Consider the following 23,140-nt stretch of genomic DNA (forward strand, 5'->3'; position numbering starts at 1 on the left):
TAGGCCTCTTCCGTCCGAATATAACGTTATTCGGAATGGAGGGGTCTTTTTTTGTTGGGTAAAACATTCGGTTTCTTGGTAAAAACAGCGGGAGCGGGACTCCTTGGATTAAGTCTGATGGGGGCGGCTGCCGGAACGGACGAGCCCGCGGCTGCGCCGGCTCCTCAGGAAGAGCCGGCGGCGGGAAATCGGCTTGTCTGTCCGCGGGAGACGGTAAAGCTGCCGATGAACGCCAGGGCGAGCCTGGATGCGCTGTTTCAGTACGAGCCGTATTTGTACTATGAGCTGGCAAACCCGAAGCTGGCCCGCGTGACGTCGCAGGGCATCGCCGTTCCGCTGGCGAAGGGGACGACGCAGGTGGAAGTCACGGCGTCCGGATACGAGCGTGCCTCCGCCAGCTGCAGCTTCCGGCTGCAGATCGTCGATCCCGTTAAGTTCAAGCCGTCCTCCGCGCCTAAGACGGAATCGGGCCAAACGAAGGCGAACGGCCGGAAGACTTACGTCAATACGATCGTGCTGCCGCAAGGCATGCCCGCCGGTCTGGGGCTCGGGAAGGATGCGCTCGGCAACGCGGAAGCGATGAAGGCGATCGCAACGAGGCGTCAGGCGAGCTATGCGATTAACGGCACTTATTTTGCGGCTTATAACGACGAAGTGCCGCTTCCTTACGGAACGCTGGTCAAGGACGGGGAGCTGCTGTTCAACACCGGCAGCGTGGGGACGATGATCGGCTTTGCCGCGGACGGCAGCGCGCGGCTAGATGACGTGTCTCCAAGCGTCGCGGGCGGCTTCGACGGACTGTACGATTCGGGGCACCGCTGGACGGCAAGCTACGTGAACCGCCGCGCGGGCAGCGGAACAACGATCTATACGCCCGACTACGGCGCGAGAATCGGCACCGACAAAGGCGTCATGATTATCGTCAGAGGCGGCAAAGTCGTGAAGGTGGTCAAAGGAGAAAACGTCCAAATTCCCCGCGACGGCTTCGTGATCGTGAATCAGCGCGAAAGCTTGGCGGAGTTGAAGGAGACGTTCAAGGTCGGCAGGAAGGCGCATTACCGCGTGACGTATTCCAACGCCAAGGGACGCCTTGCGGAGTGGAACGACGTTGTGACGGCCGTGCAGGCTTGGCCGAAGCTGATCGAAGGCGGCAAGATCGTCGAGAAGGACGGAGCCGACGCGAAGCGTGCCGCCCGCAGCGGCATCGGGATTACGAAGGACGGCCGCGTCGTCCTGGTCACGACCGGCTCGGCGACGCACGGGGAAGTCGCGGAATTGCTGCGGGCCAAGGGAGCCGTGGAGGCGATGAGCCTGGACGGAGGCGCGTCCGCCGGCATCTACTCGCAGGGCGTTCAGCTGTTCACGCCGGGACGGAACCTCAGCAACGTGCTGCTGTTCGGCCCGAATTTGCGATAAAACCAGCTGGACGATGCGCGGATGGCGCTGGTAGTCCGCAAAATGCTTGATAAAGGCTTGGCGGCCGCGCAGATTGCGGATATGCTCGATCTTTCTCTGGACGAGGTGCAAAAGCTTAGCAAGAGATAAGAGATCGGGCCCGGGAAGATCGGCGGGAATGCCGAGTCCAAAATCCGGGCCGAACGAGCGGCTAAGGATAATCCTCCTCGACGACCTCGTCCGGGGCGTCGACGTCGCCCGGGTAGCCGCGCTCCATGCCGGCGTGGAATTCGCGGTTTTCGTAGGAGAACGGATTGGGCGGACGCTGATCGTCGCGCCAGGGCGAGCTCTTGCCGATCGCGTACATCGGAGCGGGGGAGCCGTAGGGCCCTTCCGGAAACTCCTCCGGGATGAGATCGTTGCGCTGCGACTCTACCGACGCCAGATCGGTCGTCGGTTGTTTCTTCTCGGGACGGAACGGGGACATGGGCGGAATCTCCTCTCCTTCGCGGGCGGGTTTGATTCCGTTAGCATGTCCCGATCGCGCTTCCGTTAGTCGGTAAAGTTGACCGCTCCCAGGACGAGCGTCAGGAATTGGGCGAGCTCGGCGGCTTCCTCCTCGTTGATGCGGAACGCGGCTTCGAGCACGCCTTCCGCCTCCAGATCGTCGGGTCCGAGAATGGCGCTGCGCCCGAACATCAGGTCGGTGACCAGCTTTTTGCCGTAAAAACGGTTTGTCGTCAAAATCGCCAGATCGAAGCGCTTAAGGCCGGGCGTAATAAACGTAACGAACCGGGTCGACGTCTGCTCCGTCGAATCGGACAGAAAATCGTAATCCTTCAAAACCATGCGGATAAGTCCTCCTTGTAACGGCTGCTGATCATACGAAAGCTAATGACTTTATTATAAATGATCGAAGAGGTCTTGCCTAACCTGGATAATTTTGATAATCTTAAGTTGTTCATATTCGCTCGATTGAGGAAGCACCTCATCGCCAAACCGGCGGGGGTGCTTTTTTTGCTGTTGTCCCGAACCGGCGCTGCGGGGTGAACGCATACGATAAAGCCGCGGGACGCGGCCAAGGAGGAATCGGGATGCAAGTCGTGTTTCTGAATCAATTCGAGCGGGTGACCGGGCATGCGGACGAACGCGCGCAGGTGTTCATCGGCGAGCTGCAAGGCATCTGGAGCGTCGGCTGGCGGGCGCTGCAAGCCGAGGCGTCGGAGGTGCAGGATCTGTGGTACGAAGGGATGAGCTGGGAGGAGCTGCTGGCGGCATTCCGTCACGGGGTAGCGGTCAAGATGAAGGAAGGCTTCAGGCCTCTTCTGGACGGCATGCTGGAGGAGGTGCCGTTCTGGGAACGGCGTCAAGCATTGCCGCAGCTGTTGCAGTGCTATGCGGACATCCGCGAAGCCGAAGAAACGGTATCCCCGCTGCGGGCCTGGCGGAGAGCGAAGGCGATCGAAGAGAAGAAGTCGGCTTACCTGATCGCGACGAACCGGGAGCTGCAGATGCTGGCCGTCTATTTGCCGCATACGTTGGAGGAACTGGGCGAGATTCCGGGCTTCGGGAAAGTCAAGACCGAGCGGTACGGCAAAGAGATCGTCGCGTTGCTGCAGGGGATGGAGAGACAGCATACGTTCCCGCTCGGCGAATGGGTTCCCGGAGCGGTGACCGCGGATCAACTGTCGACCTGGATGTTCCGGCTTCAGGAGGAGAAGTACGGCAAGAGGCTGGCAGTCGTCAAGGAGAAGCGTTCTCTTCTGGAAGGGATTCGCAGCGGCAAGACGCTTGAACAGTTGGAGCGGGAGCTGGGCTGCTCGCGGCGCGCGCTGATCGAGCGGATCGAGCATCTGGACGAGGAGGGTTACGACGTGCTGCCGATCGTGGAACGGGAGCTCGGCGAGCTGAGCGCCGAGGAAGCGCTGCAATTCGAAGCGGCGATCAGCGAGCTTGGGGATCATTACTTGAAGCCGCTTCTGCGGAAAATATACGGGGAGTCGGTTTCCGCCGACGAGGTGGAGACAAAATACGCGAAGCTGCGCATGATGCGGATCCGACGTCGCCGGTCGGCCGGTCAAGCCGTCTAACTCTCGCGTTCGGAGCCGGTTGCCGTTTCTTGCGGAACGCAGCCGGCTCACGAACGCCCGGTTCGCTTGATCCCGTCCGAGCCCGAACCCGAGTCCGCGATCATAGCCAGTCCTTCTTGCGGAACAGGTAGAACATGCCGAAGCCGATAACGGCCATGCAGACGAGCAGGACGACCGAGCCGTAGGCGAAATGCATGCCCGGGATGTAATCGAAGTTCATTCCGTAAATCCCGGTAATGAACGTCAAAGGCATGAAGATCGTCGTCAGGGCCGTGAACACCCGCATGATTTCGTTCGCCCGGCTTGCCAGGCTGGATTGGTAGGCCTCGCGCAAGTTGCCTGTCAGGTCGCGGTAAGTTTCGAAGGTCTCGTAGATTTTAACCGCGTTCTCGTGGATGTCGCCGAAATATTTTTGCAGGTCGTTATCGATCAGGCGCAGATCCTTCTTGTTGAGCGTAGCGATCAGATCGCGCTGCGGGCCGAGCGCTTTTTTCAGCCACAGAATTTCGCTTCGGAGGCCGATAATCTCGGTCAAATGGGATTTCTTCGTATGCACGAGAATCGCTTCTTCGAGGCTTTCGATGCGGGCCTCGACCCGGTCGCCTACCGTAATGTAGTTGTCGACGACGAGGTCGATGAGATGGTACAGAAAACGGTCGGCGGTGTCGACTTCCTGCTCCCACAGAATCGGCTTGACGCTGCGGAGCTCGTTGATCTTCTGGCGGGTCACCGTGATCAGGTAGTGGCGGCCGAGAAACAGGTTCAGCGCGCGCAGGAAAATTTCTTCGTCGTCGAACCGGATGCTGTTGATGACGAGAAAATATTGGTTTTCGTAAATTTCCAGCTTCGGCCGCTGCTCCTCTTCCGTCAAGCAGTCCTCGACGGCCAGATCGTGCAGCCCGAACAGAGGCTGAAGCACGACCAGATCGTCCACGTCCGCGTCGATCCAGTAAAAGCCGTTCTCAGGCGGCAGCAAAGCCTCTTCGATTTTCTCTACAGGCGTAAATACGCCGTTGTTAACCAGTCTGATTTTCATGGGAATCGCTCCTTCGCATGTCCTTTTCCGATCATGCAGGACGATTTCCGCCGGAACCTAGTTGAAGCCCTGGCCGAAGAAGCCGGACACCGCAAGTTTCCTGGCGACGGAAGTCGATCCTGCCTTGCGTATGTGATCGCCGTCCGGCTTCGGTTTATCGCCTTCCATGTCCGACTCCCCCCTTTTGCAGTCCTTTGGACTTTGTCGATAATTGCAGTTAACGTGATAAGTATAAGCCCCACCCCCCGAACGTTTCAAGGAGAAAATCAAGCGCTTCGGGCGAAGCGCGGACATGGAAGAGATCCCTTGACTGTCTTCGCGATTTCGGGTACATTAAAAGTAGTTTTCCCGACAACCGAATAAAGATGGCCATCTTATCAAGAGCAGGCGGAGGGACTAGCCCTATGAAGCCCGGCAACCGGCGTTGTTGTTTAGACGTACGGTGCTAATTCTTGCGGAAACGTATCGTTTCTGATAGATGAGAGGGGCGCGCGTACGATTGATGGTTACACGACCCTGAACTCATTTTGGGGTCGTTTTTTATTTGGCGTCGCTCCAAAGCAAAGGAGGAATGAACATGCCGATTAAAGTACCGGACAACTTGCCGGCCAAGGAAGTGCTGGCGCAAGAGAACATTTTCGTGATGGACGAAAGCGTTGCGTACCATCAGGATATTCGCCCGCTGCGGATTGCGATCTTGAATTTGATGCCGACGAAGGAAACGACGGAAACCCAATTGCTTCGCCTGATCGGGAATACGCCGCTGCAATTGGAGGCGGTGCTGCTGCACCCGAAGACGCACACGTCCAAAAATACGTCCGCCGATCATCTGACGAGCTTCTATAAAACGTTCGACGACATTAACGGCGAGAAGTACGACGGATTTATTATTACCGGAGCTCCGATCGAGCATCTGGAGTTCGAGGAAGTCGATTATTGGGAAGAACTGAAGGACATTATGGACTGGACGGTCGACAACGTGACGTCCACCTTCCATATTTGCTGGGGAGCCCAGGCCGGCCTCTATCACCATTTCGGCATTCCGAAGCTCCCGCTTTCCGAGAAGCTGTTCGGCGTATTCCCCCACGGGGTCTCGAAGCCGAACACGCCGCTTATGCGCGGCTTTGACGAGGTGTTCTACGTGCCGCAGTCCCGCCACACCGAGGTGCTGCGGGAGGACGTGGCGAAAGCGCCGGGATTGGAAATTCTGTCCGAATCGGAAGAAGCCGGCGTCTATATCGCGGCGACGACGGACGGGAAGCAAATTTTCGTCACCGGGCATTCCGAATACGATCCGCAGTCGCTGAAATGGGAGTACGACCGCGACAAAGCCAAAGGGCTGAGAATCGACGTGCCGAAAAACTATTTCCCGAACGACGATCCGGCGAAATTTCCGACGTCCACTTGGCGAGCCCATGCCAACCTGCTGTTCTCCAACTGGCTGAATTATTATGTTTACCAAGCTACGCCATACGAGCTCGGCAAAGCCAAGCCGCATATGATTCGTTAGGAGGCAAATGACCGATATGAAAATTGAAAGTCGCCTGGCCCAAATCGGGTCGCAGAACGATCCTCAAACCGGGGCGGTAAGCTTCCCGATCTACCATTCCACCGCTTTCCGCCATCCCCGGTTAGGGCAGAGCACCGGCTTCGACTACTCCCGTTCGAAGAGTCCGACCCGGGCCGTTCTGGAGGAAGCCGCGGCCGATCTGGAGAGCGGCGACGCGGGCTTCGCGACGAGCTCGGGCATGGCCGCGCTGCAGATTATTTTCGCCCTGTTCAACCAGGGGGACCATCTGCTCGTATCGCTCGACTTGTACGGGGGCACGTATCGTTTGCTGGAGCAGGTCATGTCGAGGTTCGGCGTAACGGCGACTTATCTCGATACGAACGACCTGGATGAGCTGGAATCGCATCGCAAGCCGAATACGAAAGCGGTGCTGATTGAGACGCCGACAAATCCGCTTATGATGATTACGGATATCGCCAAGACGGCCGCATGGGCGAAGAAGAACGGGCTGCTGACGATCGTGGACAATACGCTGCTGACGCCTTTTTTCCAGCGGCCGATCGAACTCGGCGCGGACATCGTCATTCACAGCGCGAGCAAGTATTTGGGCGGGCACAACGATTTGCTGGCGGGCTTGATCGTAACGAAGGGCGAGAAGCTGTCCGCTGACGTGGCCTTCCTGCACAATTCGATCGGAGCGGTGCTCGGTCCGCAGGATTCCTGGCTGCTGATGCGCGGCATGAAGACGCTCGCGCTGCGGATGGAACGCCATCAGGAAAGCGCGACGCGGATCGCAGAGTGGCTCCATGGCCACCCGGCGGTCGAGGCGGTCTATTACCCGGCGCTGCCGGATCATCCCGGACATGACATCCAGAGTGCCCAGTCGTCCGGCAATACGGGCATTTTTTCCTTCAGAATGAAGGATGCCCGCACGATCGAGCCGATTTTGCGCCATATTAAGCTGATCGCTTTCGCGGAAAGCCTGGGGGGCTCGGAGTCCCTCATGACCTATCCGGCCGTGCAGACGCACGCGGACATTCCGGAAGAGATCCGCAAGGCGGTCGGCGTGGACGATCGCTTGCTGCGCTTCTCCGTCGGACTCGAGCATGCGGACGATTTGCTCGAGGATCTTAAACAGGCGATCGAAGCCGCGGAACGGGAAATCAACCGGTAGAACGAATCGGAGGGAACACGGCATGAAATACGATTTCGACAGGCGAATCGATCGAACGGGGACGGCTTCGTACAAGTGGGACCAGTCCGAGAAGCTGTTCGGACGCAGCGATATTTTGCCGCTATGGGTAGCGGATATGGACTTCGAACCGCCGAAGGAAGTCGTGGACGCGATTAAGAGCCGGGCGGAGCACGGCATATACGGATATACGGTACGGACGCAAGGCTATTACGATGCGATTACGGGCTGGCTGTCGCGGCGGCACGGATGGCGGATCGAGCAGGAATGGCTTTCCTCGAGCCCCGGAGTTGTGCCGGCCTTGAGCCTGGCGGTGCAGACGTTTACGGAACCGGGGGACGGCGTTATTCTGCAATCGCCGGTCTATTATCCGTTCTACGACGTCATTCGAATGAACGGGCGCAGCGTCGTCGACAATCCGCTGATTCTGCGCGACGGCCGGTACGAGATCGATTTCGCGCTGCTTGAAGAGCAGGCGGCCGGCGGCGCGAAGCTGCTGCTGCTCTGCTCGCCGCACAATCCCGGCGGCCGCGTCTGGACGCGCGGGGAGCTGGAGCGGATCGCGGAAATTTGCACGAAGCACGGAGTGTTCGTCGTCGCGGACGAAATCCATCACGATCTCGTGTTCTCCGGGCACAAACATATTCCGTACGCCTTGCTGTCGGAGGCGTGCGCGCAAAACTCCATCACGTGCATCGCGCCGAGCAAAACGTTTAATTTGGCCGGCCTGCAGGCGGCCGCGGTCGTCATTCCGAACGCGGACATCCGCAAGAAATACAACGCCGCGCTCAAGACGCTGTCGATTCACATGGAATCGTATTTCGGGCTGACCGCGACCGAGGCGAGCTACGCGCACGGAGACGAATGGCTGGACCAACTGCTCGTCTATCTGGAGGGCAACCGGGACGCGCTGCTCGCCTACGTGAAGGAGCATCTGCCTCAGGTGAAGGCCATGTCGCCGGAAGGAACGTACATGGTCTGGATGGACTGCACGGCGATTTCCAACAAGCCGCAGGAGCTTAAGGAGCTTATGTTCGACAAAGCCGGCGTTGCGTTCAGCGAAGGCTCCGTATTCGGCAAGCAAGGGGAAGGTTACTTGCGCGTGAATCTGGCGTGTCCGCGCTCCTTGCTCATGCAGGCGTTGGACAAGTTCGCCGCGGCGGTGCGCGACCCGGCCGGATCGCGGCCATAGACGAGCGAAGAGGCAGTCCCCCATAAGTAAGTCGTACAAGATGATCGATTAAGAAAAAGGGCATGGCATGGCAGCATTTTCTATCGATTATCCTTTGTACGACTCTTTTTTACTTATGAGACTGCCCCTTTTTGATCGTCGGCTTTGCTTGAGCCGGGGGGGCGCGAAGAATCGAATTCGAAACCGCTGTGAACTTGCAGTGAACTTGTCGCGGACTTGCCTTCTCTTAGGTGACTCTCGCGGTATTTTTATGTTACGATGGGATAAGGATTGAAGGACAGCAGTCCAGCGAGGAGGAGGGTCCGAACATGAGTCAGGTGGACCGAATTTTGGAAGACGCTCTCCAGGGCAAACGGCTCCAATTGGAAGAGATCGTAGCTTTGTTCGAGAGCGATGAGATAGAAAAGATGGGGCATGCGGCCAACCGGATTATGCTGGCCAAGCATCCCGAGCCGATCACGACGTTCGTTGTCGGCCGCAACGTCAACTACACGAACGTGTGCGACGTGTACTGCCGGTTCTGCGCGTTCTATCGCGCGCCGGGCTCCAAGGAAGGCTACGTGCTGCCGGACGAGGCGATCTTCCGCAAAATTCAGGAGACGATCGACGTAGGCGGCACGGAAATTTTGATGCAGGGCGGCACGAACCCGGATTTGCCCTTCAGCTATTATCTGGATTTGCTGCGCGGAATCAAGCAGCGGTTCCCCGGCATTACGATGCACTCGTTCTCTCCGGCGGAAATCCGCAAAATGCAGGTCGTCGCCGGCAACATTCCGATCGAAGACGTCGTCAGACAGCTTCACGAGGCCGGTCTGGACTCGCTGCCGGGCGGCGGCGCGGAAATTCTCGACGACAGAACGCGCAAGAAGATCAGCCGCTTGAAGGGCTCTTGGAAAGATTGGATAGAAGTGATGACGACCGCGCACAAGGTCGGCATGAACACGACGGCGACGATGGTCATCGGCTTCGGAGAATCGATGGAGGAGCGGGCGCTGCACCTGCTGCGCGTGCGCGACGCCCAGGACGAATGCTTGAACAACGGCTATCCTTCGCCGGGGTTCCTCGCCTTCATCCCGTGGACGTTCCAGCCGGACAATACGAACATGAAGCGCGAGAAGGCGACGCCGGAAGAGTATCTCAAGACGCTGGCGATCAGTCGGATCGCACTCGATAACATCAACAACTTTCAATCGTCCTGGGTGACAATGGGGCCGGAGGTCGGCAAGCTGTCCCTGCAGTACGGCTGCAACGACTTCGGCAGCACGATGATCGAGGAGAACGTGGTGTCGGCCGCCGGCACGACGCATAAGGTCAACATCGAACTGATTCTTAAGCTTATTCGCGAGAGCGGCAAAATTCCCGCCCAGCGCAATACCAAGTACGAGATCCTCAAAGTATACGGCGAGAACGAGACGGCCGCGAAAGATTACGTCATGCAAAACTAATCCATAACGAAGAAGGGGCTGTCCCCTAAGTCAGGCGTACAAGAGGATCGATGAAAAAGAAGAAGCATCTATTTCCTGGAGACTGCCTCATACGTTCCTGAAATGACCCATTTACGGGTTTACCCCTTCAAAATTTCAGGATCGTATAGCAGCGGAAGGAGATAGATGCGACTATAACATTCCATCGATCGTCGTTCGGTACGACTCTGTTTACTTAGGGGCCAGCCCCTTTTTATGTATGTTAAGCGCGAGCGTGCTCGGCCGTCTGCTTCGCCTTGGCGATGACGGTGCGGTTTTTGCCGGACAGCTTGGCCTCGTAGAGGGCGGCGTCCGCGAGCTTGAACAGCTCCTCCTTGCCCATCCCCGGCTCGTAAGCGTTCAGACCGACGCTGACGGTGACGTTGCACCCGTTAAGCGCCTCGTGCGTCGCTGCCGCGATTTTCATCCGTATGCTCTCCACCGTGTCGTATGCTTCCTGAAAGCTTTTCTCCGTAAACAGTATGACGAATTCCTCTCCACCGTATCTGGCGACGAAATCGTTGCCTCCGGTTTGCGACTTGGCGATCGAGGCGACCTTCTGCAATACGGCGTCCCCGGCTTTATGACCGAACGTGTCGTTCACTTTCTTGAAGTTGTCGATATCCATAATGGCCAGATGCAGCTGGAGCCCCCCGTTGTCCGCCTGAGTGACGAGGTTGTCCTTGTATTCATGGTAGGCCATGTGATTGTAGGTGTCCGTCAAAGCGTCCGTCTTCGCCAGCTTGTCCATCAGGATCGTGCGGACGAGCAGCTCCTGATTCGATTCGTAGGAGCTGTGCAGATGCGTCAAAATCTCGCGTCCTCTGGCCAGAATGCCGAACCCGATGCCGCTGAAGACAAGCAAAATAACCGCCATCGTTAACGTGCCGGTTACGGATATGTTTTCCGAGATCGCTGTGTTGCAAACGAACAGAACGACGAAGGAGATTCCGGTAAGCAGGACGGCGTACAGCAATTTCTTGTATTGGAAGTAAAAAATGCTGATCAGAATCGGGAAAAACAGGAGAAACAGGAGATATTCCAAGGAGGAATGGATAAACGTAATCGTACCCGTCATGAAGGCGGCGGTCGTAATGAGGATGTAATCGTGGTGCCTGGGAAGGTAGCGGATACCGACTTCGGCGGCAAGCAGCACGATTCCCATAATGACCGTCGGCCTGATGATGTACAGGCGTATAAACTCGGCGTGCGGAACCTGGGTGACCTGGAGGAAGAGCAGCTCCAGAGCGACGGACAACAAGAACACGACCCAGCAGCCCTGAAGCAGCAGCCGGTTCCAACGTTCTTGACGTATTGAAAAAAGTGGCAAAGACATAGGAACGTCCTTTCTCGATCAAACTTCATAAAATATACCATAAACGTTCTGCCATCGTATATCCCTTTTTGGGCCACCATATAGTTAAGTAACGAGTCGGAAGAATGGAGGCGGGGAATTGAAGAAAAAGATGGAGTTCGTCGTGGCCTATGCGAGCGATCCTCCTTCGCTGGAACGGCTGGCGGGGATGCTGAGCCGCACGTTCGTCGACGCGAAAAATCCGGTGGACAGCGTGCAGTGGGAGCTGAGCCAGGAAGACGGCGTCATACGCTGTCAATTTCCGGTCGGACCGGGCCCTCACGGCAAGAAACATTCTTGCGATCGCGTCGGTAAAGTGCTGGCGGAATATACGTTGTCGGAGCAGGAGCCTGCCCTATTGAGAAAGCTGTTTCGGACGAATTTCGGCTTGCGGGACGAGGTGGAGACCGACGCGCTGATCGCGGAAGCCGTGTCGCTGCTCGACGGCGAACCGGACGCGACCGGTGTCGGCTGGATGGGCCGGGGGCGGGAGCGGCGGCTGCAGAAGCTCGCCGCCAAGTTTTCGCGGTACCTGGAGGAGCACGAGCGCTTGAACCTGGAAGGGTTCCTTCGTTTTCGCCTCGGGGACTACGGGGCCGAAGTGAAGGAAGCCGCGGAAGCCGCGATCGAGGAAAGAATGATGGAACGCCAATATCAGGAATTCATGTCCTTGCTCAAGTCGATGGTGGAATGGCAGGAGACGCGCACGTCCACGATCCATGTTCTTCATTCGGGCGGGCATGCTTTTCGTTTGCTGGACGAGGAGATGAAGCCGCTCGAGCAGGAAGGCGATCTCGGACCGGAAGCGTTCGGCCTGCCGGATTCCGGGGAGCCGGAAGCGGAGGAGGAGAGCCTGGTCGTCAGCCGCCTGCTCGCCGCTTCGCCCCGCCAGCTGTATATCCACACGCCGGAACCGGAATCGCAGGTTATTCGCACGATTATCGGCATTTTCGGAGATCGGGCTGCGCTGTACCCCGACTTGCCCGCTCATTGAGGAAGGGGAGAAGCTTGACGAATTACGGCGGCAATCGCTATAATGAACGGTATGAATCCACAAGCCAAAAGCGATGAGAAAGACAACGCTGTCTGAAACGGACGGTCCAGAGAGAGGAACCCCGGGCTGCAAGTTCCTTCCGCCACCGCCAGACGGATACCCCTTTCGAGCTGCAGGAAGGAATCGAACGGCCTCCATCGGCCTTTCCAGTATTTCCTGCCGGGTCATGACCGTTAACTTCATGCCAGAGGATCGGCGCGAGCGCCGATTGACGGAGGGTGGAACCACGGGCCGCATACAGAGCACCCGTCCCTTTAGGGACGCGGTGCTTTTTTTGTTTCCCCCCGACAAGAAGAAGGAGGCTTTCGAAAATGTCAGTACAGGTAAAATTTCCGGACGGAGCCGTGCGCGCTTACGAGGCAGGAGTTACCGTCGAAGAGGTAGCGCAATCGATCAGCCCGGGGCTGCGCAAAGCCGCGGTCGCCGGCAAGGTGGACGGCAAGGTTGTGGATCTGAACACGGCGATCGAGAACGACGCCGCGCTCGAAATCGTGACGCTCGACAACGCGGAAGGGCTGGAAGTCATGCGGCACAGCACGGCGCATCTGCTCGCGCAGGCGCTGAAGCGGGTATACGGAGCGGACAAGGTCAAGCTTGGCATCGGGCCGGTCATCGAAGACGGCTTCTATTACGACATCGACATGGAACAGTCGATTACGCCGGAGGATCTGCCGGCGATCGAGAAGGAAATGGAGAAGATCGTCAAGGAAAACTTGCCGATCGTTCGGCGCGAGGTAAGCCGCGAAGAAGCGCTTCGCATTTTCGAGGACATTCAGGATCCGCTGAAGCTGGAGCTTATCCGGGACTTGCCGGAAGGCGTCGCCATAACGATCTACGATCAAGGCGAATTTTTCGACCTGTGCCGCGGGCCGCACCTGCCGTCCACGGGCCGCATCAAGTCGTTTAAGCTGCTGAGCGTGGCGGGCGCTTATTGGCGCGGCGACAGCAAGAACAAGATGCTGCAGCGGATTTACGGCACGGCGTTCGCCAAGAAGGCGGAGCTGGACGAGCATCTGTATTTCCTAGAGGAAGCGAAGAAGCGCGATCACCGCAAGCTGGGCCGCGAGCTGAAAATGTTCTCGTTCTCCCGCGAGGTCGGCCAAGGGCTGCCGCTCTGGCTTCCGTACGGTGCGAAGCTGCGCCGGACGCTGGAACGATACATCGTCGATCTGGAGGAAAAGCTCGGTTATACCCACGTCTATACGCCGGTTTTGGCCAACGTGGAGCTGTACAAAATTTCCGGGCACTGGGAGCATTATCAGGAGGATATGTTTCCGAAAATGGAGCTCGACAACGAGGAGCTCGTGCTTCGTCCGATGAACTGTCCGCACCATATGATGGTGTACAAGAGCGACATGAGAAGCTACCGGGAATTGCCGATCCGGATCGCCGAGCTCGGCACGATGCACCGCTACGAGATGTCCGGAGCGCTGACGGGCCTGCACCGGGTGCGCGCGATGACGCTGAACGACGCCCATATTTTCTGCCGTCCGGATCAGATCAAGGAGGAGTTCACGCGCGTCGTGAACCTGATCCGCCAGGTGTACGAGGACTTCGGCATCAAGGAATACCGCTTCCGGCTGTCTTACCGCGATCCGCAGGATACGGAGAAATATTGGCCGGACGACGAGATGTGGGAGACTTCCCAGCGGATGCTGCGCGAGGTCGTCGAGGAGCTCGGCCTGCCGTTCTTCGAGGCCGAAGGAGAAGCCGCGTTCTACGGTCCGAAGCTGGACGTGCAGATCAAGACGGCTCTGGGCAAGGAAGAGACGCTGTCGACCGCCCAGCTGGACGTTCTGCTGCCCGAGCGGTTCCAGCTCGAATACGTCGGCGACGACGGCAAGAAGCACCGCCCCGTCGTCATTCACCGCGGCATTATCAGCACGATGGAGCGCATGACCGCGTTCCTGCTGGAAAACTTCGCGGGCGCTCTCCCGGTCTGGTTATGCCCGGTTCAGGCGAAGCTGATTCCGGTTAACCCGGTGTACGAGCCTTACGTGAAGCAGGTGGAAGAAAAGCTGCAGCTGGCCGGCATCCGCGTCGAAGCGGATTTGCGGAACGAGAAGCTGGGCTATAAAATCCGCGAGGCGCAGCTTGAGAAGATTCCATACATGCTCGTCATCGGCGAGCAGGAATCCGCTAACGGCACGGTTTCCGTGCGCCGCCGCGGGGAAGGGGACCTCGGCGCCCAATCGGTCGAGGAATTCATTGCCCGCATCGCCGGAGAAATTTCCAGCAAACGGACCGACTGATCCTATTCGGAAAGCGGCTGCTCCCTAAGTTAGGGCGTACAAGATGATCGATGAAAAAGAAGAAGCATCTATCTCCTGGAGACCGTCTCCAGGAGATAGATGCCCCTCCACCTTCCAGCAAGAATAAATCTCGTTTATAAAACCTATCAACAAGATAATCAGGCCACCGATAAGCCCGTCCGGCGAGCTAAATCCGCGCCCCTAGGACGGTTCCGGGCCGATAAGCCCGTCTGGCGAGCTAAAACCGCGCCCCTGAGCCGATTCCGGGCCGATAAGCCCGTCCGGCGAGCTTAAACTTCGCCTCTGGGACGGTTCCGGGCCGATAAGCCCGTCCGGCGAGCTAAATTCCGCGCCCCTGAGCCGGTTCCGGGCCGATAAGCCCATCCGGCGAGCTTAACCCTCGCCTCTGAGCCGGTTCTGGGCCGATAAGCCCTTCTGGCGAGCTTAACCATCACCCCTGGGTCGGTTCCGCGCCGATAAGCCCGTCCGGTGAGCTTAAACCTCGCCTCTGGGTCGGAAGCAAATCATCTCCTATTATGCAATTTTGTTCAAAATCGAGTTTTCCAATTATTTGGAACCGTTATGGGTCATGATTAGCCTGGAGACTGCCTCATACGTTCCTGAAATGACCCTGTGACGGGTTTAGAAGTTCAAAATTTCAGGATCGTATAGCATTGGAAGGAGATAGATGCGACTACATCATTCCATCGATCATCGTTCGGTACGACTTATTGTTTAGAGGGCAGCCGCTTTTTACCGCTGCCCGCATGGGCGGGGAGTTTGTCGGGAATTCCGGCAAAATGTAAATTATTCTCTTTTTATCGCGGTTATGATAGAATAGGAATACTTCAATATCGCACCGTTTAGGGGTGGCTGGATTCATGAACTTCCTCCGCGATTCTCAATTGCCGGAATCTTTCCGATCGGAAGACGAAGTGTTGGTCGAGCTTTATTCCCAGATGTTAAAGGTCGTTCGCCATAAGCTCCTGCATAAAGGCGACGCGGTGGATGTCGTGCAAGAAGCCTGGGTGCGCATTTTGGAGAAGAGTTCCACGCTAAGGGACAAGGAGAAGCTGATTCCCTGGGCGAAAGCGATCGCCTACAATCTCGCTTCGAACGCGAACCGCGCCAGACGGCACGAAGCCAATTACGAAGATCTGGAGAACGAGCTTGCCAGCCCGACGTTCGCCTTCGAGCCGGAGTCGATGACGGAGCTGTCCGACCTGCTCGGACGGTTGGATCCGACGACAAGAACGCTGCTGCTTTACAAGTTTTATTACGGATTGAAGGATGCCGAGATCGCCGCGGCGTTGGATCTTCCGGTCGGTACGGTCAAGGCGCGTATTCATAGAGGCAAAGCCAGGCTTAGAACGCAAGCCGAAGACGAGAACGGGCATACATAAAGCCGTCTTCCTCTGTCCATGCTATGGGTGGAGGTGAGGGAGACAGTGGCAAAGAACAAGAAGCAGAAGCTCGGCAACTCGAATGCCTATCAGGAAGAGTTCGCTGCGGAGCAGAACGAAACGAACTCTGCGGCTAACGCCAAGGCGCCTCAGAAGAACGCTTCCAAACGCTAAGAAGCAAGCGGCATTCGCGTCGGCCGGGCGGGCCGAGAAGCTTGATGAAATACGGAATAACAAGAGGGGACCGCGCAGGTCCCTTTCTTTTTGTCAAAAAATCCAATATAATGTTAGAAAATCTAACATGATGGATGGATTTGAGGTGGCGGAGATGGGAGATTGGCGAAGCTGGGTGAAACGCGAGGGAAGCAAAGAGGACAGAACGGGCCGTTCCGGGAGCTCGGAAGGCGCTGTCGGGCTTGGCACGGAGGCGAATCCGGAGGCGCTTCGGCAGATGATCGAAGAGGCGATCGTCATTGCGGACCGTCTGCAGGCCGCGGTATCGGAAGTGGACGCCAGCATCGGCCAGCTTGACGGGATTGCCGATCGGGCCGCGGTTCAGGAAGAGAAGCTGAGGCAGCACGCCCAGACCGCGAGATTGCGGCTGGAAGAAGCTTTCTCTTCTCTGCAGGAGGTGGCCGCTTCCTCACGGGAGATTCGCGGCGTTACCGAAGATTTGAGCGCGCAGAGCAAGAAGACGCGGGACGTCGTCGTCGAGGTCACCCGTTCGTTGACGCATACGGACGAGGTAATGAACGACTTGTCTCGCAACCACGGAACGATGGAGAAGCGGGTTAACGATCTGATCGCGCAGGCGTCCAAAATCGGGGAGATCAACGCATGGGTGCAGGAGATCGTCTCCCAGACGTCGCTGCTGGCCCTCAACGCGGCGATCGAAGCGGCGCACGCGGGCGAGCACGGGCGCGGCTTCTCCGTCGTCGCCCAGGAAATCCGCAAGCTGGCCGAGGAAAGCGCGCAAGCGATCAAAAACTCGACGGGCATCGTCCAAAGCATCGAGGCGGGAATCCGGCAGGTCGTCGCTTCGGTGGAAGGAGAGAAGAAGTCCGTAACGCGCGGCTTGGAGGAAATGAGCAGGACGCGCGAGCGGATGGATGTCATTTTCAATTCCTTCCTCGGGGTGGACGAGCACGTCGGCGCAACGCTGGAGCACGCGATCGCGCAAGCCCAGCGGACGACGGCCACGAGCGGGCTGCTCGAGGAGGTCGTGGACTCCGTCGGCATTACGCTGGGCAGCGTCGACGAGACGCTGGCGCGGAACGTGCGGCAGCGGGCGGAGATCGCCAGCCTGTCCCGCGTATCCGAGGAGCTCAGGGAGTCTTCCGACGAGCTCGCGGCCGCCGTCCAGAACGCCGGAGGACGCGTATGGGAAGGCGCGGTCGCGTCCGATACGGCGAAATGGACCGGGCTGCTGCGCTCGATCGTCTCCGATCCCGAGCTGACGGCGATGTCCGAGGAGGCGCATCGCGGCGTGCTGGGCGGGTGGCTGAAGCGTTCGCCCGGCATGGAGGCGATCTGGTCCAACCGCGACGACGGGTCGTTCGTGTTCTCGGAGCCTGCCGCCGGCTTGCTCAACGCCCGAAGCCGCGAATGGTGGAAGCGGGCGATGGCGGGGGAGACGTTCGTCTCGGAGGTATACTTGTCCGCGATTACGAAAAAACCGTGCCTGACCGTGTCGATGCCTCTGCACGGAAGCGACGGGACGGCGCTCGGCGTTGTCGGAATCGATATTGCGGTATCCTGAATTACAGGCTGCTCCGGATGGTCGTCAAGACGATCCCGGGCAGCCTGTATTCGTGCCAAGCGGCCTCGGTCTGCAGACCGAGGCCGACTTCCACCCCGCGCCGCTGTTGTGGGGACGGGACAATTCGTTATACTGGTAACAACAAGCGATTATCAGCAACGAGTTGGAGGACAGGGCTATGAATTCATCGATCGTTCACCGGCTGCTATGGGGAGCTTTTATCGTCGTCGTAGGCGTCGTGTTTTTACTGAATCAAGTCGGGCTGATCTCCATGGATATCGGGGAGTTGTTCCGCACCTACTGGCCGGTATTCCTCATCGTGTTCGGCTTGCAGGGCATGCTGCTGCAGCAAGTATGGTGGAATCTGCTGACCGTGATCATCGGCTGCTATTTCCTGGGGAGAAACCTGGGGTATCTCGACTGGAGCTTCGGCGACTTCGCCCGAATTCTGGGGCCGATCGCGATTATTTTATTCGGACTCAGCTTGATCTTCCGGGGGAATCGCCCGGGCTGCGGCAACCGTCATTCGAAGCACGAAGGCTGGAATCCCGTGCACCCGGGCTCTCCGTACGAGCCGCCCGAGCCGAACGAGCCGCAAGTGCCGCCCGTACCTCCGGGACCGCCGCCGGCGCCTCCCGAGCTGGAGGAATTCGAACGGCGCTCCTCGATCAATCTGGACAAGGAGCCGCAACAAGAGCGGCCGAACGACTACGGCTTTTCCCGAGGGGAGCGCACGCCCCCGCCGCCGAACCCGGGCCCGGACCCGGCGGATCCGTACGACAGCTGGCCGAACGGAGCCGGCCGCAGGGAATGGCGGGACTGGAAGCACGCTTACAAACATGCTCACAACGCTCACAGACACGCCCATAACGCTCACAGGCACGCCCATAACGCGCACAGACATGAACACAGCCGCTTCATCGGGGACGTTCACCTCGGCAACGATTACTGGGAGCTGCGGCCGATGAACATCTCTCATTTTATCGGAGATACGACGCTGGACTTGACGAAGGCGCAAATTCCGGTCGGCGAAACCCGCGTTTACGTATCTTCGTTTATCGGCGACGTCAAAGTGTTCGTGCCCAACGATCTCGGCGTCGGCATCCAGGTCGTATCGAGCAGCCTGATCGGCGACGTGAAGGTGCTGGGCCAGAAGCGCGGCGGGCTGTTTAACCAGATGACCGTGGAAACGCCGCTGTTCCCGGACGCGGACAAGAGGGTCGTGCTGATCGTCAGCAGCTTTATCGGCGACGTGCGCGTGACGAAGGTAGGTTAATCGATGGTCAGAAAAGTTCGCACGAGCAAATGGGCTTCGTCGATCTATACCGGACTGGCTACGATCGTTCTCATGTTCGTTCTGTATTACGCCGTGGTCGTATTCACCGATTCGACGCCGAACCTCGAGGTCTGGGGAACCTGGACCGCAAGCCTGACCGTGCTGCAGATGGCGATCGCTTACCAGATCGGCCAGCGCACGCAGCGCAAAATCGATCAGCTGCAGCTCGCGCTGAAGCATGCCTCCGCCGGCAACTGGGGCTATCGGCTGCCGGAGGAGGAGGGCGACGCCTTCTCGGGCGTCTATCGCGAGGTCAACGCGATGATGGGGCAGCTGGAGTCGCGCATCAAGCTGCTGCAGCGGATGGGCGAGAAGGAAGCGCTGGAGGAGATGATCTCGACGGAGGACGCCGTGCTCGAGGAAAGAAAACGTCTGGCGAGAGATTTGCACGACACGGTCAGCCAGCAGCTGTTCGCGCTGCATATGTCGGCCTCCTCTCTGCCCAAGCTGCTCGAGCGGGACGCGAAGCATGCGCAGCAGGTGATGGAGCAATTGATCGCGATGTCCTCGACGGCGCAGAAGCAGATGCGGGGCTTGATCGCGCAGCTGCGGCCGATGGAGCTTCAAGGCAAGACGCTGGAGGAGGCGCTGAACCGCTGGTTCCCGGATTATTGCCGGCAGAACGGGCTTCAGGGCACGCTGGACATTCAGGTGGGAGAACGCATCTCGGAAGCCAAGGAGCATCAGCTGTTCCTTATTATTCAGGAAGCGATGGCGAACGTCGTCAAGCACGCGGAGGCGCAGAGCGTCCGCTTGCTGCTCGGGGACACCGGCGCGCAGATCACACTGTCCGTCGAGGACGACGGGCTCGGCTTCAAGGGCGGACAGGTCAGGCCGGGAGGCTACGGCTTGTCCACGATGCGGGAGCGCGCGCAGAAGCTGGGCGGGGACGCGGAAATCGTGACGAAGCCCGGCTCGGGCACGAGAGTGCGGGTATGGCTGCCCAAATTCGCGCCGGAGCCGGACGAGCCGCGGGGGACCGAAGAAGAAGACAAGGAACAAGGAGCGGGTGCCAAGTGACGGAAACCGGGACAAGCTGGAAAGTGCTGATCGTGGACGATCACGAGATGGTGCGGATGGGACTGCGCACGTATTTGATGCTGGATTCCCGCTTCGAAGTGATCGGCGAAGCGGGCGGCGGCCGGGAAGCGATCGAGAAGCTGGAGCGGGGCGGCTTCGACGGGCAGATGCCGCAGATCGTTCTGATGGATTTGATGATGCCCGAGATGAACGGCGTAGAGACGACCCGGGAGCTGCTGGCCAGACATCCGGGCTTAAAGATCGTGATTTTGACGAGCTTTCTCGAGGACGAGAAGGTCGTCGAAGCGATCGAAGCGGGCGCGGTCAGCTACGTGCTGAAGACGGTATCCGCCGACGAACTGATCTACGCGATGCAGGGCGCGGTCAAAAATATGCCGGTCATGAGCGGGGACGTCTCCCAGGCGCTGACCCGCGGTCTTCGCAAGCGCTCCGCGAGCACCGAGGTCGAAGGGCTGACCGAACGCGAGCGCGAAGTGCTGCTGCTCATTGCCGAGGGACGAAGTAACAAGGAAATCGGCGACGAGCTGCACATCAGCATCAAGACGGTCAAGACGCACGTCAGCAACCTGTTGATGAAGTGCGAGCTTGAGGACCGCACCCAGCTCGCTATTTTCGCCCACCGCAAGGGCTGGGTCAAGGAAGCTTGACTGCTAGGGCGTGTATGCATACTCCGAGGATAGCAGATATTGCCGAATTTTCGTTCCATGCAAGGAACTTTTGTGAAGGCGTACCGGGGGTACGTCAAGCAAAAGTGACGCAGCAGGGGGCGAAAAGGCGGTGATAGATGCCCCCGAGCGGGTTTGCATACACGCCCCAAGAAGGATAAATCGCCGGGGTGCGGGAAACCTAGTCAATAAAAAAGGCGGTATCCCGGCATGCATGTTCTTGATTCATCCCTGACCTCGCAGGTTCACGATTACGGCATTTCGCACAAGCTGCTGGCGGAGCGGGGCTTTGCGCTGGGCGGCGGTTGGGATTACGATCGCGGCTCGTTCGACTGCGCGCTGGACGAGGCCAGCAAAGTCTGGCTGAGATTGCCGTTCGACGTGACGACGGGAAGGCTCGACAGCGAAGCGGAACCGCTGGATACGGAAATTCGCTTCGGTCAACCCTACGTGCTGAAGCACGTCTACAACGAAGGCTTGAACGAGAGCGCCCGCGCGGGCACGTTCGGAGGGCTGATCAACCAGTTCTCCGATCCGGCCGATCCGGACGACGGCATCAAGCGCGAATGGATCGAGAAAGCCCGGCGCAAGCTGGAGGAGATCGAAACCCTCTACCCCGAATGACAGCCCGAAACGGGACGGCGGCCGCCTGCGTTCTCCGCGCGGCCGGCCTTCGCCGAACCTTTTCGACAAAAAACGTCTTCTCCGTTCGTTCCATGGACGCCGAAGGCGTTTTTGCATGGTTATTTTCTCCCGGCTTTTACTTCGTCTTCATTTCCGTTTAAGATAGTTTTAAGGAAACGGGTTTATGATACGGTTACAAGATCAGAACGACGACAGCCGGCAAAGGCTGCGCGAGGGAGGTAATTCCTATGGAAGATGAAAACAAAAAACCGGAACAGCCGGAAGGTTTCGCATATGGAGAGGAGAAGCGCAACGACCCTTACGGGGAGACGCGCAGGGAGACGGAGCCGTACACGTTCGGCCCGTTCGGCGGAGCCGGACGACCGTACGGGGAGGAGCCGGCCAAGCAGGAGGACGCCGGCATCGTGGAGGTTGCGCCCACGGCGGCGAAGGAATATCGGCCGTTCACCGTATCGGGCGGGCCGGCCAAGAGCGATTGGGGGGCGAAGCCCCCGCGCAGAACGTCGTTCCGCGCCGTCTTCGCCTCGTTCCTGGCGGGCGTCATCGTCGTTGGCGCGTTGATGTATACGGCCGATCGGCAAAACTGGTTTACGGGCGAGCTGTTCGGCAGCGCGCCGCAGGTTCAGGACACGTCGGTGAAGCCGGTCAACAATCCGGTCGGCAACAGCGAGGACGTCGTTCGCCCGAACAACATCGCCAAAATTTTCGAGCAGGCTTCGCCCGCAGTCGTTAAAATTGAGACCTATGCGAAGGCCCGTCAGGGAACGACGTGGGAAGACGAGTTTTTCCGCCAGTTTTTCGGAGACAACTACAGAAGCAACAGAGGAGACGAAAGCCAAGGCGATCTGCAGGAGAGCGGCATGGGCTCGGGCTTCCTGTTCGACTCCACCGGCTACATTTTGACGAACCAGCACGTCATCGACGGGGCGGATCAGATTAAGGTGACGGTCGAAGGAACCGAAGAGCCGTACACCGCCAAGCTGCTCGGCACAAGCCCCGAGCTCGATCTGGCCGTGCTGAAGATCGAAGGCAGCAGCTTCCCGACATTGAAGCTGGGCGACTCCAGCAGCATGAACATGGGAGATTGGGTCGTCGCCATCGGCAACCCGGTCGGCTTCGAGCATACGATTACGGTCGGCGTGCTCAGCTCCAACGAACGCGAAATTTCGATTCAAGACGGCAACGGAACGCGTAAATACCAGCATCTGCTGCAGACGGACGCTTCGATCAACCCCGGCAACTCGGGAGGTCCGCTGCTGAACCTGAACGGCGAAGTCATCGGCATCAATACGGCGGTCAGCACGCAGGCGCAAGGCATCGGCTTCGCCATCCCGACGAGCACGATCACGGAAGTGCTGGAAAACCTGAAGACAAACACGAAAATTCCGCAGAAGCCGGTTCCGTTCATCGGCGCGACCTTGATGGACGTTAACGAGGAAATCGCCCAGCAGCTCGGCATCGACAAGGACACGAAGGGATCATTCGTGCGGGAGGTCGTGTTTAATTCTCCGGCATACAGAGGCGATCTGCGGCAGTACGACGTCATTACGGGCATGGACGGCACGGCTTACAAGAACAAAGAGGATTTGATCGCGGCGATCCAGAAGAAAGAAGTGGGCGCCCAGGTTACGCTCGACGTGCTGCGCGGCGAGAAGAAGCTGGAGATCGCCGTCCAGATCGGCGACAAGAACGAATTTAACATTCAGGAGTAAGCCCGGTTAGGTTCATAAGCACGGAGGAGCGGGAGTCCGAT

General features: G+C 58.5%; 20 protein-coding genes and 1 riboswitch. Of the genes, 16 read left to right on the forward strand and 4 right to left on the reverse strand.

From position 1 onward, the window contains the following. The first annotated feature begins 51 nt into the window (after positions 1 to 51). Positions 52 to 1,416: a phosphodiester glycosidase family protein gene (locus ACFFT4_RS28600; protein ID WP_378052518.1), complete on the forward strand. Its 1,365-nt coding sequence runs from the start codon at positions 52 to 54 to the stop codon at positions 1,414 to 1,416. A 190-nt stretch (positions 1,417 to 1,606) separates the two neighbouring features. Here the strand turns inward: ACFFT4_RS28600 and ACFFT4_RS28605 are convergent, their stop codons facing one another. Next, positions 1,607 to 1,882, reverse strand: a complete 276-nt coding sequence (locus ACFFT4_RS28605; RefSeq protein WP_378052519.1) for a hypothetical protein — start codon at positions 1,880 to 1,882, stop codon at positions 1,607 to 1,609. 65 nt (positions 1,883 to 1,947) lie between these two features. Then, positions 1,948 to 2,244 carry a DUF3055 domain-containing protein gene (locus tag ACFFT4_RS28610; protein ID WP_378052520.1) on the reverse strand — a complete coding sequence of 99 codons (297 nt, stop codon included), beginning with the start codon at positions 2,242 to 2,244 and terminating at the stop codon, positions 1,948 to 1,950. A gap of 245 nt (positions 2,245 to 2,489) precedes the next feature. Here ACFFT4_RS28610 and ACFFT4_RS28615 point away from each other — a divergent pair, with 245 nt between their 5' ends. Next, entirely contained in the window at positions 2,490 to 3,485 is a 996-nt protein-coding gene (locus ACFFT4_RS28615) for an HRDC domain-containing protein (RefSeq protein ID WP_378052521.1), read from the forward strand. Positions 3,486 to 3,585: 100 nt separating this feature from the next. Here ACFFT4_RS28615 and corA read toward each other — a convergent pair whose 3' ends face one another. Then, positions 3,586 to 4,521 (reverse strand): magnesium/cobalt transporter CorA, encoded by a 936-nt coding sequence (gene corA / locus ACFFT4_RS28620; protein WP_378052523.1) that lies wholly within the window; start codon positions 4,519 to 4,521, stop codon positions 3,586 to 3,588. 371 nt (positions 4,522 to 4,892) lie between these two features. After that, positions 4,893 to 5,006, forward strand: a riboswitch (SAM riboswitch). 92 nt (positions 5,007 to 5,098) lie between these two features. On the opposite strand from corA, the gene metA reads away from it, so the two are divergent. The 4 genes from metA (at position 5,099) to mqnC (ending at position 9,860) form a co-directional block, all read left to right on the forward strand. Further along, positions 5,099 to 6,031 carry a homoserine O-acetyltransferase MetA gene (gene metA, locus ACFFT4_RS28625; RefSeq protein WP_378052525.1) on the forward strand — a complete coding sequence of 311 codons (933 nt, stop codon included), beginning with the start codon at positions 5,099 to 5,101 and terminating at the stop codon, positions 6,029 to 6,031. A gap of 16 nt (positions 6,032 to 6,047) precedes the next feature. Further along, complete coding sequence (locus ACFFT4_RS28630; protein WP_378052527.1) at positions 6,048 to 7,205, forward strand: PLP-dependent transferase; 1,158 nt, start codon at positions 6,048 to 6,050, stop codon at positions 7,203 to 7,205. Positions 7,206 to 7,227: 22 nt separating this feature from the next. Beyond that, positions 7,228 to 8,415 (forward strand): MalY/PatB family protein, encoded by a 1,188-nt coding sequence (locus tag ACFFT4_RS28635; protein ID WP_378052528.1) that lies wholly within the window; start codon positions 7,228 to 7,230, stop codon positions 8,413 to 8,415. A gap of 308 nt (positions 8,416 to 8,723) precedes the next feature. Next, the gene (mqnC, locus tag ACFFT4_RS28640; protein WP_378052529.1) at positions 8,724 to 9,860 is read left to right on the forward strand and encodes a cyclic dehypoxanthinyl futalosine synthase; all 1,137 of its coding nucleotides are present in this window, start codon (positions 8,724 to 8,726) and stop codon (positions 9,858 to 9,860) included. Positions 9,861 to 10,101: 241 nt separating this feature from the next. Here mqnC and ACFFT4_RS28645 read toward each other — a convergent pair whose 3' ends face one another. Next, positions 10,102 to 11,214: a GGDEF domain-containing protein gene (locus ACFFT4_RS28645; RefSeq protein ID WP_378052530.1), complete on the reverse strand. Its 1,113-nt coding sequence runs from the start codon at positions 11,212 to 11,214 to the stop codon at positions 10,102 to 10,104. Positions 11,215 to 11,332: 118 nt separating this feature from the next. Between ACFFT4_RS28645 and ACFFT4_RS28650 the strand changes: the two genes are divergently transcribed. The 10 genes from ACFFT4_RS28650 (at position 11,333) to ACFFT4_RS28695 (ending at position 23,099) form a co-directional block, all read left to right on the forward strand. Further along, positions 11,333 to 12,226 (forward strand): putative sporulation protein YtxC, encoded by an 894-nt coding sequence (locus ACFFT4_RS28650; RefSeq protein WP_378052531.1) that lies wholly within the window; start codon positions 11,333 to 11,335, stop codon positions 12,224 to 12,226. Positions 12,227 to 12,597: 371 nt separating this feature from the next. Next, positions 12,598 to 14,538 (forward strand): threonine--tRNA ligase, encoded by a 1,941-nt coding sequence (thrS, locus tag ACFFT4_RS28655; RefSeq protein WP_378052532.1) that lies wholly within the window; start codon positions 12,598 to 12,600, stop codon positions 14,536 to 14,538. A gap of 881 nt (positions 14,539 to 15,419) precedes the next feature. Beyond that, on the forward strand, positions 15,420 to 15,941 hold the full coding sequence (locus ACFFT4_RS28660) for an RNA polymerase sigma factor (protein ID WP_378052533.1): 522 nt from the start codon (positions 15,420 to 15,422) through the stop codon (positions 15,939 to 15,941). Positions 15,942 to 15,986: 45 nt separating this feature from the next. Beyond that, positions 15,987 to 16,115: a hypothetical protein gene (locus ACFFT4_RS28665; protein WP_378052535.1), complete on the forward strand. Its 129-nt coding sequence runs from the start codon at positions 15,987 to 15,989 to the stop codon at positions 16,113 to 16,115. A gap of 127 nt (positions 16,116 to 16,242) precedes the next feature. After that, a complete protein-coding gene (locus tag ACFFT4_RS28670; RefSeq protein ID WP_378052536.1) occupies positions 16,243 to 17,700 on the forward strand; it encodes a methyl-accepting chemotaxis protein in 1,458 nt (485 codons plus the stop codon). 178 nt (positions 17,701 to 17,878) lie between these two features. Beyond that, entirely contained in the window at positions 17,879 to 18,976 is a 1,098-nt protein-coding gene (gene liaF / locus ACFFT4_RS28675) for a cell wall-active antibiotics response protein LiaF (protein ID WP_378052537.1), read from the forward strand. A 3-nt stretch (positions 18,977 to 18,979) separates the two neighbouring features. Then, positions 18,980 to 20,056: a sensor histidine kinase gene (locus ACFFT4_RS28680; RefSeq protein ID WP_378052538.1), complete on the forward strand. Its 1,077-nt coding sequence runs from the start codon at positions 18,980 to 18,982 to the stop codon at positions 20,054 to 20,056. Beyond that, positions 20,053 to 20,724, forward strand: coding sequence for a response regulator (locus tag ACFFT4_RS28685; RefSeq protein WP_378052539.1), 672 nt, complete (start codon positions 20,053 to 20,055; stop codon positions 20,722 to 20,724). Before ACFFT4_RS28680 ends, ACFFT4_RS28685 begins: the two co-directional genes overlap by 4 nt. Positions 20,725 to 20,952: 228 nt before the next feature. After that, positions 20,953 to 21,366 (forward strand): YugN family protein, encoded by a 414-nt coding sequence (locus ACFFT4_RS28690; protein WP_378052540.1) that lies wholly within the window; start codon positions 20,953 to 20,955, stop codon positions 21,364 to 21,366. 248 nt (positions 21,367 to 21,614) lie between these two features. Beyond that, complete coding sequence (locus ACFFT4_RS28695; RefSeq protein WP_378052541.1) at positions 21,615 to 23,099, forward strand: S1C family serine protease; 1,485 nt, start codon at positions 21,615 to 21,617, stop codon at positions 23,097 to 23,099. Positions 23,100 to 23,140: the final 41 nt, after the last annotated feature.

It is taken from the genome of Cohnella cellulosilytica, assembly GCF_042431195.1.
Taxonomy (GTDB): domain Bacteria; phylum Bacillota; class Bacilli; order Paenibacillales; family Paenibacillaceae; genus Cohnella; species Cohnella cellulosilytica.